Raw genomic sequence first — 12,788 nt, 5'->3', positions numbered from 1 at the left:
CAGGTCAGGGTGGTCGGCGCGGCCCGCAGGGGGCGAACGGCCGTTCGTTCGCCCGCGGCCGTCGAGTGGCCGGGAAACAGGGGGATTAGGGGGTGTCCAGGCCGCTTGCGGGCGCTTTACGGTGACCACGCTCCCGGCAGGGTCGCCGGATTCCAGCACAACAATCGGGGCGAGGACGACAAATGTCGCGGCATTTCCTGTTCATGTGCCACCCGGATCACGGGCACGTCATCCCGAACCTCGCGGTGGTCACCGAACTGGCCGCGCGCGGGCACCGGGTCACCTACCTGACCGCGCCGAGCATGGCGGAGATCGCCGCCGAGGCCGGCGCCACCGTCGTGACCTACCCGTCCCGCTACCGCGACGCCGACTTCGCCCGCGTGGCGAACGATCCCGGCTACCTGATGGGCGTGCTGCTCGACGAGAGCGAGGCCATGCTCGCCACCGCGACGGCCGAGCTCGACGGCGACCGGCCGGACTGCCTGGTCTACGACACCTCGGTGCTCTACGCGGCCCGCGTGCTGGCCCGGCACTGGGATCTCCCCGCCGCGCAGGTGATCCCGGTGTTCGCCTCCAACGAGCACTTCTCCTTCCTCAACGCCATGTACAACCCCGAGTCCGACGCCGCCGAGCGGCCGGCCGCGGAACGGCCGAGGGAGATGCCCGAGTGGGTCGGCGCCACGATGGGGCGCATCGGCGCGCTGTGCGCCCGTTACGGGGTGACCGCCGCGCCGCACGAGGTGTGGTTCGAGGTGCCGCCGCTGAGCGTGGTCACCGTGCCACGGGAGTTCCAGTACGCGGGCGAGACCTTCGACGAGCGGTTCGCGTTCGTCGGGCCGTGCGTCGGCGACCGCAGCTTCCTCGGGGCGTGGATGCCGCCCGCCGGCGACCTGCCCGTGGTGCTGGTGTCGCTCGGCGCGGTGTTCAACGAGGACGAGGGTTTCTTCCGCACGTGTGTCGAAGCGTTCCGCGGCCGGCCGTGGCACGCGGTGATGACCACCGGCGGCGGTGTGGACCGCGCCTCGCTCGGCGACCTGCCGCCCAACGTCGAGGTGCACGACTTCGTGCCGCACGTGGCCGTGCTGGAGCACGCGGCCCTGTGCGTCACCCACGCCGGCATGGGCACGGTGATGGAGGCGCTGCGATCGCGCACGCCGATGGTGTGCGTGCCGGGTTCCGCGCTCGACCGGCCCACCGGGTGGCGGGTCCGCGAGCTGGGCCTCGGCACCGTGCTCGACCCCGCCGACCTCACGCCCGCGACGCTGGTCGACGCGGTCACGTCGGTGCTCGGCGACCAGGAGGTCGCGGCCCGGTCGGACCTCATGCGCAAGGCCGTCGCGGAAGCGGGCGGTGCGGCGCGCGCCGCCGACGTGGTCGAGCAGCACCTGGCGCGGTCGCGTTGAGCCCCGCCCCGGCCGAGTTCGGCGTGCTGGGCCCGATCCGGTTCCTGCGCGACGGCGTGGAGAAGCGGGTGGGCGGTCCCCGCGAACGCGCGGTGCTGGCGCGGCTGCTGTTCGACGCCAACCGCGTGGTCAGCGTGGACCGGCTGATCGAGGCGGTGTGGCACGGCGACCCGCCGGCCAGCGCGCGCGGTCAGATCGCGATCTGCGTGTCCCGGCTGCGCAGGGCGCTCGGCGAGGCGGGCCGGGCCATCGACACCGCGAGCCCCGGCTACGTGGCGCGGCTGGACGAGAACGCCGTGGACTGGTTGCGGTTCAACGGACTCGTCGGCCGGGCCCGGCCACGCGCGGCGAGCGGTGACGTGGCGGGCGCCGCGGCGCTGTTCCGCGAGGCGCTGGGGTTGTGGCGCGGTGTGCCGTTCGAGGACCTGCCGGGCCTGCGCGCGGAAGCGCTGTCGCTGCAGTCCGCGCGGCTGGACGCGGTGGAGGCGTGCGCCGAGCTGGAGCTGCGGCTCGGGCTGCACCACCGGGTCGGCAAGGACCTGGCCGCGGTGGTGGCCGAACACCCGCTGCGCGAACGGGCGCGGGCACAGCTGATGCTGGCCCAGTACCGGTCGGGTCGGCGCGCCGACGCGCTGCGCACCTACCAGGACGCCCGGCGGGTGCTGGTCGAGCAGATCGGCCTGGAGCCCGGTCCGGAACTGCGGGAGCTGCACGAGCAGGTGCTGCGTGACGCGCCGGCGCTGCTCGCTCCGGTCCGTGCCGAGGTGCAGGCGGTGGCGCCGTCCCAGCTGCCGCGCCAGGTCCTGCCGTTCGCCGGTCGGTCGGCCGAGCTGGCGGAGCTGGACGCCGCCCTCGCGCCGGGCCCCGACGTGCCCGGTGTGGTCGTGCTGTCGGGACCCGGCGAGGTGGGCAAGACGGCGCTGGCGCTGCGCTGGGCGCACCACCGCCTCGACCGGTTCCCGGACGGGCAGCTGCACTGCGACCTGGTCGACGACTTCGACCGCCCGGTACCGCCGGCCGTGGTGCTGGACCGGTTCCTGCGGGCGCTCGGCGTGACCGCGGAGTCCATTCCGGACGATCCGGGCGAGAAGGTCGCGCTGTACCGCAGCACGGTGGCGCACAAGCGGGTGCTGGTGGTGCTGGACGGTGCGGTGGACCACGCCCAGGTGCGGCCGCTGCTGCCCAGCGGCGCGCACACGAGGGTCATCGTCACCAGCAGGCAGCCGATGGACGAGCTGGTCGCCCGGCATGGCGCGCACCGGGCGTTCCTGGACCCGCTGACGGCGGAGGAGTCGTGGCAGCTGCTGACCATGCTGCTCGGGAACGACTGGGTGGCCGAGGAACGCGGTGAGGCGAGCAGGATCGTCGGCTCGGCGGACGGCTTCCCGCTGCCGCTGCGCCGCGCGGCGGCGGGCGTCCGGACGGCACCGCACCGCCAGGCCCGCCGACGCCTGACCGGCGTGCCTGCCTGACCGGTGCCGCCCGCTTGGGCGATGGCGCCCGCTTAGCCGGTGCCGCCTGTTCGGCCGATGCTGCTCGCTTGGCCGGTCCCGCCCGCCCGGCTGGTCCCGCCTGCTCGGCCGATGCTGCCCGCTTGGCCAGTGCCGCTCGCTTGGCCAGTGCCGCTCGCTTGGCCAGTGCCGCTCGCTTGGCCAGTGCCGCTCGCTTGGCCGGTGCCGCTCGCTTGGCTGATGCTGCTCGCTCGGCCGATGATGCCCGCTCGGCTGATGCGCGCCGCAACGGCCCGCGTGATCCCGCTGCCCGCCCGGCGCCTGGGGCAACAGACCGGTCAACCACGTGCGAGAACGGCGTCGACCGCCGCCGACAGCACGTCCGCCGACGCGGCAGCCGTGCTGCGCCAAGCCACGTGCCCGTCCGGCCGCACCAGCACCGCGCCCACCGCACCCACGCCGTAGACCGAGGCGAACTCCGGCGACACCACGGCGGTCGAGCCGTCGGCCGACACCTCGACCGCCGTGATCGCCACGCCGGTCCGGGAGCCGACCTCCTTCGCCGCCTGCGCCCAGCCGCTGCCCGCCGGGGTGAGCAGGACGAACCCCGCACCGAACAGGTCCAATGTGGACAACGTCTCCGCAGCCCGGGTCAGTGGCACGTGCGGCGCGCGGTGGCCGGGTCGCGCGGTCGGGACGTACGTCCGGTACGGGTCCTCGACCACCGGTGCGCCGGTGCCGTCCGGCACGACGGCGGCGGAGTCGTAGTGGAAGCCGAGGACCAGGCCCTCGCAGCTGCGCCGGCCCGCCTGCTGAGCGATGGCCTCCTTCATGGACAGCTTGCCCTCCATCATCTGGAACGTGATGAAGGCGTTCGCCAGGCTCTCGCCGACGGTGCGCTCGCCGATCGGGTGGCGCTCGGCGTCGTAGGTGTCGAGCAGGGCCTCGCCGGCCGTGCCCGACAGCACCGCCGCCAGCTTCCACACGAGGTTGTGCGCGTCCTGGATGCCGCAGTTCATCCCGAACCCGCCCTGCGGCGTGGACACGTGCGCCGAGTCGCCCGCCAGGAACACCCGGCCCGAGCGGAAGCGCGTCGCGGTCACCGCCTGCTGCAGCCACGGCATCACGCCGACCAGTTCGACGTCCAGGTCCGGCACGCCGACGGCCTCGCGCACCACCCGCACGCAGAACTCGGGCGTGAAGTCGGCCTCGCTGCCGCCCTCCGCGGGGTCGTAGCCGGTCTGGATGATCCAGCGCCGCTGGTTGTCCACCGCCTCCACCGCGCACGGGATCGCGCTGCGGATGAAGTACAGCGCGCACATCCTGCCGGTCAGCAGCGGCACCAGGTCGGCGTCGAACATGATGCTGATCATGTGCCCGAGCGGTGGCGGGCCCTCGACGCCGATGCCGAGCCGTTCGCGCACGGTGCTGCGCCCGCCGTCCGCGGCAATGGCGTAGCGGGCCCGCACGGTGGCACGGCCGGACGCGGACTCGACCACCGCGTCCACACCGGACTCGTCCTGCTCCAGTGACGTGAGCGTGGTGGAGAACCTGACGTCCGCGCCGGGCGAGCGCTCGGCCAGGCCGCGCAGCACCACCTCGAACCTGTCCTGCGCGCAGATGTAGGTGTACGTGGGACTCTGCGGGGCGTCCTCGGTGAGCGGGGCGACCTCGCGGTGGAAGTCGGCCGCGGTCAGCGAGGAACCGACGCCGACGGCCAGGCTGTCCTCGCGCGGCAGGCCGACGCGCTCGACCTCCTCCGCCAGACCCCACGCCCGCACCAGCTCCATCGTGCGGGTGGACACCAGACGCGCCTTGGGAAAGATCGACGTCCCGGCATGCCGCTCCACCAGCAGTGACGTCAACCCCTGCCGGGAGCACTCGATCGACGCGGCGAGGCCGACCGGGCCACCACCCACGATCAGGACGTCGACCTCGAAGTCAGCCATGGGCAGGAGCCTGCGACACCGCCGCGGGGACGTCAAGGAGGCGGATATCGAAGTGATAGAGCACTGAAGTCGCAGGTCAGTAGCGTTGCGCCAGAACGACGGCGTGCGCAGCGGGCAAGCCTTGGACAACGGGGGAGGCACCATGTTCGCCGAAGGATCGGTCGCCGTGGTCACCGGCGGGTCGCGCGGGATCGGGCGGGCCGTCGTGGTGGACCTGGCGGCCCACGGCGTGCACGTGGTGGTCAACTACTCGCGCTCGGAGGAGCACGCCAAGGAGCTGGTCGCGCAGGTCGAGCAGAACGGCGGCAGCGCGAGCGCGGTGCGGGCCGACGTGACCGACGAGGACGCGGTGCGCGAGCTGTTCCGCTCCGTGCGCTCCGAGCACGGCCGGCTCGACGTGCTGGTCACCAGCGCGGGCGTGACGCGGGACCGGCACCTGGTCGCGATGAGCAGCGACATGTTCCGCGAGACGATGGACATCAACGTGCACGGCACGTTCCTCGCTTGCCGCGAGGCGATGCGCATCATGCAGCACCAGCGGCGTGGCGCGATCGTGACGCTCAGCTCCGCGAGCGGCCTGGACGGCGGCTTCCCCGGCCAGACGAACTACGTCGCGTCCAAGGGCGCGATCATCGCGTTCACCAAGGCGCTGTCCTACGAGGCCGCTCCGCACGGCGTGCGCGTCAACGTGGTGGCGCCGGGGTTCGTCGAGACCGACATGACCAGGGTCATCCCCGCGAAGCTGCGCGACGGCTATGCCTCGCGCATCCGGCTCGGCCGCATGGGCCGGCCGGAGGAGATCGCGAACCTCGTCACGTTCCTGGCTTCCGACAAGGCGTCCTACATCACCAGCGAGACGTTCGTCGCCAACGGCGGCGGGCTCGGCTGATCCCCCATCAGCAAGAACCAGCGAGCCGCAGTACACAGTGGACGGAAGGACAAGCGTGACCCTCGACGAACTGCGCGCCACGGCGGCCGCCCGGCACGACACGTGCGCCCAGATCAAGAAGATGATCGTCTCGCGGCTCGACCTGCCGATCGAGCCCGCGTGGATCACCGACGACCAGCCGCTGTTCGGCCGCGGACTGGAGCTCGACAGCCTCGACGTGCTGGAGCTGTACGTGGCGATCGAGGCCGAGTTCGGCGTCGCCCTCTACGACAGCGACATGTCGGTGTTCGGTTCGGTGTCGCGCCTGGCCGACCACGTGAACCCGGCCCTGGCCGAGCAGGCGCCGACCGGTTCGGCATGACGGCGACCCGGGAGCCCGTGCGGGCGGGGACGTCGCTGACCAACGACCAGCTCCGCGAGATCCTGCCGCACCGGTGGCCGTTCCTGCTGATCGACCGGGTCGAGAAGGTCGAGCCCGGCGTCGGCGCGGTCGGGATCAAGAACGTCGCGGCCACGGAGATGTGGTTCCAGGGGCACTTCCCGACGGCGGCCGTGCTTCCGGGCGTGATCATCATCGAGGCGATGGCCCAGCTGGCCGGCGTGGTGTTCGCCCTCGCCGGCGCCGGGCCGATCGGCTACCTCGCGGGCGTGCGGACGATGCGGTTCCGCCGCCCCGTCGTGCCGGGCGACCAGCTCCTCCTCACCGCCGACCGCACGGCGGGAGGCCGGGGCTTCAGCGAGTTCAGGGTGAGCGCCAGGGTCGACGGCCAGATCGCCGCCGAGGGCACCATCACCATCGCCGACCCGGCAGCCACCAGCCCTACCGGAAAGGTTTGACACGACAATGGAACCCCTGACGTCGCCGGTGAAGGCCGCGCACCCGGAAGGCACCGCGTACGGCACCGTCCTGGACGCCGAGGTCGCGCTCCGGTTCAGCACGCTCGACGCCGAGTACCAGGCGATCCGGGAGCGCGCCGCCCTGCTGGACCTGTCCGGCGAGCGGATCGTCGAGCTCTCCGGCAGCGGCGCCATCGACTTCGCGCAGAAGGTGCTGGCGCGCGACGTGGAGTACCTGACCGCCGAGCGCTGCATGACGAGCCTGGTGCTCGCCGAGGACGGCGCCGTCGTGGACCAGGTCGTGGTGTGGGGCCGGGAGGACGGCCTGCTGCTGGAGTCCTCCACCGGCGCGGGCACCCGGCTGCTGGAGCACCTGCGCGCGCACGCCGAGCCCGGCGTGGAGATCACCGACCGCACCGCGGAGCACGCGCTCTTCGGCCTGGAGGGCCCGTACGCGTGGGGCGTGGTCGGCCGGCTGATCGACGGCGAGCTGGCCGCGCTGCCGTTCGAGTCCGTTGTGGACAGCCAGTGGGACGGCGTGGACATCCTCTTCGCCCGCACCGGCGTGACGGGCGAGTACGGCTACAAGGTGCTGGTGCCGCGCGAGTCGGCGGAGCGGCTGTGGACCAAGGCACTGGAGCACGCCGTGCCCGCCGGTCAGGAGGCCGTGGAGCTGGCGATGCTGGAGGTGCGGCAGCCGGTCGTGCGCCACGAGGCGGGCGAGGGCGTCGACGTGCTGGAGATGGGCGCGGGCTGGCTCGTGGACATCACCAAGGAGGAGTTCGTCGGACGTGACGCCGTGGTGGCCGCCTTCGAGGGCACGGCGGAGCGCCGCACGGTCGGCTTCTCCGGCGGCACCGAGGTGCCCGCGCCGGGGACGCCGGTCACCGTGGGCGGGGAGAAGATCGGCGAGGTCGTCCACGCCGTGCACAGCATCGCGCTGAAGTCCTCCCTCGGCCTGCTGCGGCTGCCGCCGGACCTGGCCGCCGCCGGGCTCACGCTCACCGTCGGCGACACCGAGGTCAGCACGCTGACCAGCCCGTACGTCACGCCCAAGAGCTGGAGCACCCCGATCATCTGATCTGGTCACCCGGGCGGTCGCCCGGGGGTCGCGAGGAGGAGCAAGCATGGCGCTGCGGCCAGTGGTCATCACCGGAGTCGGGGTGATCTGCGCGGTGGGCCGGGACCCGGAGAAGTTCTGGGCGCGGCTCACCGCGGGCGCGGGCGGCATCACCGCCGTGGACGACGAACGGTTCGCCGCGTTCGAGGCCAGGTTCGCGGGCCAGGTGCCCGAGGAGTGGATCGACGCGCAGCTGCCGGCCGAGGACACCGGGCTGGACCGCACGGCCCGGCTCGCCCTCGTCGCGGCCCGGCAGGCGGTCACGCAGGCGGGGCTGGGCGCGGACCTGCCTGCCGAGCGGTTCGGGCTGGTCCTCGGCAAGTGCCAGGCCACCCCGACCGCGGCGGGTGGCTACCAGCCCATGCACGCGACCGGCGACGTCGTCGCCCGCAGGCTGGGCATGGCCGGCCCGCGCATCCTGGTCTCGACCGCGTGCGCGGCGGGCGGCAACGCCGTCGGCCTGGCCAAGGACAAGATCCTCACCGGTGAGGCGGACGTGGTGCTCGCCGGCGGCGTCGACCCCCTGCTGTTCGGCACCTACGCGGGGTTCGCGGGCTTGCAGGCCCTCAGCGCCCGCCCGTGCGGCCCCTACAGCCGTTCGGACGGGCTGAACCTGGGCGAGGGCGCCGCGTTCTTGGTCGTGGAGGCGCTGGACCACGCCCTGGCCAGGGGAGCGGAGCCGCTGGCCGAGGTCGCGGGCTACGGCCTGTCCGCCGACGCCTACCACGCCACCGCGCCGGACCCGACCGGTCGCGGCGGCACCACGGCGATGCGCCGGGCGCTGGCCGACGCCGGTCTGGACGCCGACGCCGTGGACTACGTCAACGGGCACGGCACCGGCACGCCCGCCAACGACGCCATGGAGAAGAAGGTCATGCGCGCCGTGTTCGGCGAGCGGGCGCCCCAGGTGCCGACCAGCAGCATCAAGAGCTTCATCGGGCACACGCTGGGCGCGGCGGGCGCGGTCGAGGCGGTGGCCAGCGTGCTGGCCCTGCGCACCTCGACCGCGCCGCCCACCATCGGGTTCACCGACGAGGCGATCGCGGAGTCCACCTTGGACTTCGTGCCGAACACCGCGCGTCCGCTGCCCATGGACGTCGTGGTGTCCAACAACTACGCGTTCGGCGGCAACAACGCCTCGCTCGTGCTGCGCCGCCCCGGCGGCCCGCGCGAGTACGACGAGCTGCCCGCCACCGAGGTCGTCCTCACCGGCCTCGGACCGGTCACCGGGCTGGGCACGGGCATCGCCGAGGTCGCCGAGGCGGTCGCCAACGGCCGCACCGCGGTCGGTGCGGAGCCGTCCCTGGAGGGCCGCACGTTCGCGCCGCGCTCGCTGTGGCGGCACATGAACAACCTGTCCCGCATGGCGATCGCCGCCTCCCGGCTGGCCTGGGAGGACGCCGGGCTGAAGCTGCCCCGCGCCGCACTGGACAACGTGGGCGTCGTCTTCGCCACCGCGGCGGGCTCGGTGGAGAGCACCGGCGGGTTCGACGAGAGCGTGCTGGCCAACCCGAACAAGCCCGCCGTGCTCAGCTTCTCCAACGTGGTGCTCAACGCCACCGGCGGCGCGGTGTGCCAGACCCTGGGGCTGCGCGGCCCGACCACGACGATCTGCAACGGCAACGCCTCGGCGTCCATCGCGCTGGACTGCGCGGTGGAGACCATTCGCGCCGGCAAGGCGGACGTGGTGGTCGTGGTCGCCGCCGACGAGTCACCGCGGCCCGGCGACGGCGCGCGGGTCGACCCCTACGACCGCGACTCGGGCGAGGCGTCCGCGTCCGCGTCGGTGGCCCTGGTCGTCGAGTCCGCCGCGCACGCCGCCGCCAGGGGCGCGACCCCGTACGCGCGGGTGCTGAGCAGCGCCCACGCGAGCGCGGGAGCGGACGACGAGCGAGCCCTGGTGGAACGCGCCATCGCCGCGTTGCCCACCGAGGGCGTGGAACTGGTGGTCGGCGCGGCCACCGGCGGCGCGACCGACGAGGCGGAGGCGGGCGCGGTGCTCGGCGCCGTCCCGTCCGCCCGGCTCACCGCCACCGCGGGCCTGACCGGTGACGCGGGCGCGGCCACCGGCGCGCTGAACCTGGCACTGGCCGCGCTCGCCCTGCGCGACGGCGTCGCACCGGCCATCACCGGCCTGACCAGCCCCCGTGCCGGCACGGTCGAGTCCTACGTCACCAAGCCCGAGCTGCCGGCCACGCCGGCCAAGGCCCTCGTGCTCAGCGCCGCGCCCGGCTCGGTGCGCGGAGGAACCCTGCTGGGTGCGGTGTGACCGGCCTGCCCTTCGACGTGCTGGAGACCGACCGGCTGCTCACCACCACCCGGTCGGTGCGCCGTCGGCTCGACCTCGACCGGCCCGTGCCGCGCGCGGTGATCGAGGAGGCGCTGGAGGTCGCCGTCCAGGCACCGACCGCGAACGACCAGCAGAACTGGCGCTGGGTCGTGATCACCGAGCAGGCGGTGAAGGACCGGCTGGCTGAGCTGTTCGACATCTCCTGGCAGTTCCACCAGAAAGAGGTGTGGACGCGGTCCGGGCGCCGGCGCAACAACCCGCAGGCGAGGAAGAACAACGCCTCCGCCGCCGCGCTGGCCGAGACCATCGCCAGGGTGCCCGCACTGGTGATCCCGTGCGTGCTCGGCCGTCCGCCGGACATCGGCGCGATCGACGCGGAGTGGCTCGGAGCGACCGGCACCCGCAACCTCGGCACCTGGCAGGAGGGCGTGCGGATCGGGGCCATGCGGGCCAGCAACTTCTACGGCTCGATCTTCCCCGCCGTCTGGTCGTTCCAGCTGGCCCTGCGCAGCCGCGGTCTCGGCAGCACGATCACGTGCATGCACCTGCCGTTCGAGCGGCAGGTCGCCGAGCTGCTCGGCATCCCCGCCGGTGTCACGCAGGTCTGCCTGGTACCGGTCGCCTACACGATCGGCACGGATTTCCGTCCCGCCAAACGGGTTCCGGCCAAGGAGCGCACGTCCTGGGAGAGGTGGCAGGCATGACCGTCGAGCACACCGGGATCGACGTCGTCGTGGTGGGCGGCGGTATCGCGGGCGCGTCCGCCGCGGCCAACCTCGTGCAGAACGGGCTGTCCGTGGTGCTGCTGGAGAAGCAGGAGACCTACCAGGACATCGTGCGCGGCGAGTGGATCGCGCCGTGGGGCCTGCGCGAGGCGCAGACGCTGGGCGTCGAGGAGGCGTTCGGTCTCGGCGGCGCGTGGGAGATCCGCGAGTGGACGCAGTGGGACGAGACGGTCGACCCGGCCGAGGCGGAGACCGTGGACATGACGCGGTTCGTGCCCGGCGTCGGCGGCCCCATGTCGTTCCCGCACCACGAGGTCTGCGCGCTGATGGCCGAGCAGGCCGAGGACAACGGCGCGAAAGTGGTCATGGGTGCGCAGCGGGTGCGGGTCACCGCCGGAACCAGCCCGGAGGTCCGCTGGACCCATGCGGGCCAGGAACACCTGGCCAAGCCGCGCATCGTCATCGGCGCCACCGGCCGCGGCTGCACGGTCGGCCGGCAGATCGGCGTGTCCATGGCGACCTCGGTGCACCACTGGGGTGGCGGCCTGCGGGTCACCGGCCTGGACGACTGGCCGATGGACGTGCAGGCGATGGGCACCGAGGACGAGAAGATGTTCATGGTGTTCCCGCAGGGCGACGGCAACGCCCGGCTCTACATCAACTTCCCGACCGCCAACCGGAAGCTCTACCAGGGCCAGGAGGGCGAGAGGCGGTTCATCGCGGACTTCGAGCTGGCGTCGCTGCCCGACCGCGGCAAGGCCGTGTACAGCGCCGCGAAGCCGATCGGACCGCTCAAGCTGTGGCCGTCGGTGGCGATGTTCCCCGAGCAGCCGATCGTCCAGGACGGCGTGGTGCTCGTCGGGGACGAGGCGGGCAACGCCGACACCGTGCTCGGCACCGGCCTGTCGTGCAGCCTGCGCGACACCCGCGCCGTGTGCGAGGTGCTGACCGGCGGCGACGACTGGTCGCCCGCCGCCTTCGAGGGGTACCTGGCCGAGCGGAAGTTCCGGATGGACCGGCTGCACTTCGGCGCGGGCATCATCGCCAAGCTGCACTGCGAGTTCGGGCCCGCCGCGGCCGAGCGCCGCCGCCGGGCGCGCGAGCTCATGGCCGACAACTTCGCCGCGTCGGTGACCGGCCTGCTCAACATGGTCCCGCCCGAGGACGTGCCGGAGTTCGGGTTCAGCGAGTTCTTCGCCGAGAGGCTGTTCAGGGAGAGGGCATGAGCGTCAAGGACACCCTGCTGACCGGGGCGGCACACGTCAACGGCATCGACATCGCCTACGTGGACAAGGGCGAGGGCGACCCGGTCGTGCTGCTGCACGGCTTCCCCGACTCGCACTACCTGTGGCGGCACCAGATCGACCCGCTGGTCGAGGCGGGCTTCCGCGTCATCGCGCCCGACCTGCGCGGCTTCGGCGAGTCCGGCAAGCCGCAGGAGGTCGAGGCGTACGACATGCGCACGATCGTCAACGACGTCGTGGCGCTGACGCAGCACCTCGGCATCCCCAAGGCGCACATCGTCGGACACGACTGGGGCGCCGCCATCGCGTGGATGTACGCGTTCCTGATGCCGCGCCGCGTCGACCACCTCGCCGTGCTGTCGGTCGGCCACCCCGGCGTGTTCGGCACGCCGTCGATCGAGCAGCGCAAGGCCAGCTGGTACATGCTCTTCTACCAGTTCCCCGGCGTGAGCGAGCAGCTGTTGCGGCGCAACGGGTGGCGGCTGTTCAAGGAGATCATGGGCGGCGAGGGCGACCACCAGCGCTACCCGCGCGAGCTGGCCAAGCCGGGCGCGCTCACCGCGGCGCTGAACTGGTACCGCGCCAACCGCTCGCCCGAGGCCGAGCTGCGCGTGGAGGGCAACTTCCCGCCCGTGCTCGCGCCCACCCTCGGCATCTGGTCCACCGGGGACAAGGCGCTGCTCGAAGAGGGCATGACGGGCTCGGTGAAGTTCGTCAAGGGCTCGTGGCGCTACGAGCGCGTCGAGGACGCCAGCCACTGGATCCCGCTGGACCAGCCGGAGATCGTCAGCAAGCTGCTGCTGGGTTTCCTGGGCACCGAGAAGGCCGCGGCGGTGCCCACCCGGCGGCGCCGGCTCTGACCGGCACCCGGCTCGTCGGC

11 protein-coding genes are annotated in these 12,788 nt (G+C 73.0%); 10 read left to right on the top strand and 1 reads right to left on the bottom strand.

The features are described 5' to 3' along the window. Positions 1–182 precede the first annotated feature (182 nt). Positions 183–1,403 carry a macrolide family glycosyltransferase gene (locus ADL03_RS09100; protein WP_053732931.1) on the top strand — a complete coding sequence of 407 codons (1,221 nt, stop codon included), beginning with the start codon at positions 183–185 and terminating at the stop codon, positions 1,401–1,403. Continuing rightward, entirely contained in the window at positions 1,400–2,875 is a 1,476-nt protein-coding gene (locus ADL03_RS09095) for an AfsR/SARP family transcriptional regulator (protein ID WP_053732930.1), read from the top strand. Before ADL03_RS09100 ends, ADL03_RS09095 begins: the two co-directional genes overlap by 4 nt. A gap of 317 nt (positions 2,876–3,192) precedes the next feature. On the opposite strand, the gene ADL03_RS09090 is transcribed toward ADL03_RS09095, so the two are convergent. Beyond that, a complete protein-coding gene (locus ADL03_RS09090) occupies positions 3,193–4,803 on the bottom strand; it encodes an FAD-dependent monooxygenase (protein WP_053732929.1) in 1,611 nt (536 codons plus the stop codon). A 142-nt stretch (positions 4,804–4,945) separates the two neighbouring features. Between ADL03_RS09090 and fabG the strand changes: the two genes are divergently transcribed. From fabG to ADL03_RS09050, 8 genes are read left to right on the top strand one after another with little or no spacing between them, the layout of a single operon-like run. Continuing rightward, a complete protein-coding gene (gene fabG, locus ADL03_RS09085) occupies positions 4,946–5,692 on the top strand; it encodes a 3-oxoacyl-ACP reductase FabG (RefSeq protein ID WP_053732928.1) in 747 nt (248 codons plus the stop codon). Positions 5,693–5,747: 55 nt separating this feature from the next. Beyond that, on the top strand, positions 5,748–6,053 hold the full coding sequence (locus tag ADL03_RS09080; RefSeq protein ID WP_053732927.1) for an acyl carrier protein: 306 nt from the start codon (positions 5,748–5,750) through the stop codon (positions 6,051–6,053). Continuing rightward, positions 6,050–6,529, top strand: coding sequence for a 3-hydroxyacyl-ACP dehydratase FabZ (gene fabZ / locus ADL03_RS09075; protein WP_053732926.1), 480 nt, complete (start codon positions 6,050–6,052; stop codon positions 6,527–6,529). Before ADL03_RS09080 ends, fabZ begins: the two co-directional genes overlap by 4 nt. A 7-nt stretch (positions 6,530–6,536) precedes the next feature. Continuing rightward, entirely contained in the window at positions 6,537–7,610 is a 1,074-nt protein-coding gene (locus tag ADL03_RS09070; protein WP_053732925.1) for an aminomethyltransferase family protein, read from the top strand. 46 nt (positions 7,611–7,656) lie between these two features. Continuing rightward, positions 7,657–9,918, top strand: a complete 2,262-nt coding sequence (locus tag ADL03_RS09065) for a beta-ketoacyl-[acyl-carrier-protein] synthase family protein (protein WP_053732924.1) — start codon at positions 7,657–7,659, stop codon at positions 9,916–9,918. Beyond that, positions 9,915–10,643, top strand: a complete 729-nt coding sequence (locus tag ADL03_RS09060; protein ID WP_053732923.1) for a nitroreductase family protein — start codon at positions 9,915–9,917, stop codon at positions 10,641–10,643. The genes ADL03_RS09065 and ADL03_RS09060 overlap by 4 nt, the downstream gene beginning before the upstream one ends. Next, a complete protein-coding gene (locus tag ADL03_RS09055) occupies positions 10,640–11,890 on the top strand; it encodes an NAD(P)/FAD-dependent oxidoreductase (protein ID WP_053732922.1) in 1,251 nt (416 codons plus the stop codon). The genes ADL03_RS09060 and ADL03_RS09055 overlap by 4 nt, the downstream gene beginning before the upstream one ends. After that, a complete protein-coding gene (locus tag ADL03_RS09050; protein WP_053732921.1) occupies positions 11,887–12,768 on the top strand; it encodes an alpha/beta fold hydrolase in 882 nt (293 codons plus the stop codon). Before ADL03_RS09055 ends, ADL03_RS09050 begins: the two co-directional genes overlap by 4 nt. Positions 12,769–12,788 lie beyond the last annotated feature (20 nt).

The sequence above is a fragment of the Nocardia sp. NRRL S-836 genome (genome assembly GCF_001279525.1).
Taxonomy (GTDB): domain Bacteria; phylum Actinomycetota; class Actinomycetes; order Mycobacteriales; family Pseudonocardiaceae; genus Lentzea.
The sequence above is the reverse complement of the archived record's forward strand: the minus strand, read 5'-3'. Positions and strand labels throughout refer to the sequence as shown.